The 2,183-nt window shown below is 68.7% G+C and carries 2 protein-coding genes, 1 pseudogene and 1 riboswitch; of the genes and pseudogenes, 1 reads left to right on the top strand and 2 read right to left on the bottom strand.

Annotated elements, in window-relative coordinates; genetic code table 11:
- On the bottom strand, positions 1-780 hold a 780-nt coding region (locus ACWD4B_RS35695; RefSeq protein WP_451424669.1), incomplete at its 3' end, for a HoxN/HupN/NixA family nickel/cobalt transporter.
- Positions 781-813: 33 nt separating this feature from the next.
- Positions 814-1,004: riboswitch (cobalamin riboswitch) on the bottom strand.
- A gap of 80 nt (positions 1,005-1,084) precedes the next feature.
- On the opposite strand from ACWD4B_RS35695, the gene ACWD4B_RS35690 reads away from it, so the two are divergent.
- Positions 1,085-1,450, top strand: a complete 366-nt coding sequence (locus tag ACWD4B_RS35690; RefSeq protein ID WP_451424668.1) for an ArsR/SmtB family transcription factor — start codon at positions 1,085-1,087, stop codon at positions 1,448-1,450.
- Positions 1,451-1,454: 4 nt separating this feature from the next.
- Here ACWD4B_RS35690 and ACWD4B_RS35685 read toward each other — a convergent pair.
- Positions 1,455-1,931 (bottom strand): annotated as a pseudogene (locus ACWD4B_RS35685) (citrate/2-methylcitrate synthase); the annotation flags it as partial.
- Positions 1,932-2,183 lie beyond the last annotated feature (252 nt).

The raw sequence follows: 2,183 nt of genomic DNA, 5'->3' as shown, positions 1-2,183 counted from the left end.
CGGCAGGCACAGGATCGCGTACCAGGGCAGGCCGGCGGCCGCGCCGCTGCCCGCCATCACCATCAGGGTGACCTCGGTGGCGGTGTCGAAGCCGATACCGAACAGCAGGCCGACCGGGTACATCTGGCCGGGCCGCGTGATGGACTTGGTGAGGCGGCCGAGGATGCGGTTGAGGAACCCGCGGTTGTCGAGGTGCTTTTGCAGCTCGGACTCGTCGAACTGCCCGGCGCGCATGGCCTTGAAGACGCGGTGAATGCCGGTCAGGGAGACCAGATTGAGCGCGGCGATGAGGTAGAGGAAGCCCCCGGAGACCGAGGTGCTGACCACGCCGAGGGTCTGGTGCGCACTTGAGTTGTCGTTGGTGAGCGTACCCGCGACCTTGGCTCCGGCGGAGATGAGGCCGGCGAGGACGACGACGATGGTGGAGTGGCCGAGGGCGAACCAGAAGCCCACCGATATCGGGCGTTTGCCGTCGGCCATCAGCTTGCGGGTGGTGTTGTCGATGGCGGCGATGTGGTCGGCGTCGAACGCGTGCCGCATGCCGAGGGTATAGGCGGTGACGCCGAGGCCGACACCGAAGACCTGCTTGCCGACGGTGTAGTGGTACGGGGCCACCATGGCCACCAGAATCCCGAAGGCGACGACGTGGAGGGCGGCTATCACCGCCATCAGCCCGCCGGTGCGTATCCAGTCCTTGCGTTCCCAGCGGATCACCGGAGTGGCCGGGACGGCCACTGCGTCGGCGACGGACGGCGGGGGAGCGTTTTTGGGCAGGGGCATGTCGCGGCCGCCTCTCCAGCACCTCGTGGATGGTCATCATGCGGCGCCGTGGCCGGTCTCCTGGCTGACGGGTCGAACGCTGTCGCACCGGCCTTCCAGGGCGAGGTGCCCCGTGGCCTTCCCGCTCGCGCGGGGTGGTGGTGCGTCAGCTTCCCGATCACAGTGGCGAGGGCCGCTCCGGTTTCGCACCGGTCTTCCCGAACACCACGGCGGGAACACCGTATTGGCCGAGAAGTATTCACTACAAGCCTGCAAAGGTATGCAGGTGTCGATTTCTTCCACTGCAACGGGTAAGGATGGGATCATGCATCTGATCCCCGAGGAGCGTGCGCACCGCAGCGCCATCGACGAGCACACGGTCTGCAACGCCATCGAGGGCATCGGTGACCATGCGCAGGTACGCGCCTGGGCGGAACGATTCGCTCTGCTCTCCGACCCCGGGCGGCTTTCCCTGCTGCTCGCCCTGCACCGGGCCGGCCCCATCGCCGTGTCCGACCTCGCCCTCGCCACCGGCATCAGGGACACCGCCGTCTCCCAGGCCCTGCGCCTGCTGCGCGCCTCCGGCACCGTACTGGCCGAAAAGGACGGCCGCGTCGTCCGCTACAGCCTTCGCGGCCCGGAGATCGCCACCCTCCTCGACAGCCTCTCCACCGCCGGACCGACGACGTGAATCGTCAGGCGGGGACCGGTCGTTGCTCCGGGCCGTTGTAGGCGCCCAGGGGACGGATCAGCGCGTTGTGGCCGAGTTGCTCGGTGATGTGCGCGGTCCAGCCCGTGATCCTGCTCATCACGAAGAGCGGGGTGAAGGCGGGGATGTCGAAGCCCATCAGGTGGTACGCCAGGCCCGCCGGGTAATCGAGGTTGGGGTGGATGCCCTTGCGGTTGATCACAGCGCAGCGGAGCGCCGCGTGCAGCGTGGCCAGTCGGCTCGCCTCAGGGTCGCCGGCACGGGTGACGAGCCGGTCCGTGGCCTCCTGCATGAGCGGGACGCGGGAGTCGCCGTGCTTGTAGACGCGATGCCCGAAGCCCATGATCTTGAGCTTGGCGGCCAGCGCTTCGTCCAGCCATTCCTCCGCACGCCGCGGGTCGCCGATCTCGTTCAGCATGTGCATCACGGCTTCGTTGGCGCCGCCGTGCAACGGGCCCTTGAGATGCAGCCGTCCTGCTCGGCCTGGCGCTCAACACCGCGCTCGGCAGGTGGTGGGCGGACCCTGTCGCCGGTTACGTCCTCGTTCTTTACGTGCTGCGCGAAGTGAAAGAGATCTTCTCCGGGCATCGCTGACCGGGCCAGGTGGGGCGGCCGCCGCACGGTTGCCGTTCCCGGCCCGCCACCCGGCCGGTTGTGGTCGGGGAGGCGACGCTGTCCAGGGGTTCTGGCCGGGCTGCGGCCGCAGCCCGGCCCG

This window comes from Streptomyces sp. NPDC002536 (genome assembly GCF_053594995.1).
The sequence above is the reverse complement of the archived record's forward strand: the minus strand, read 5'-3'. Positions and strand labels throughout refer to the sequence as shown.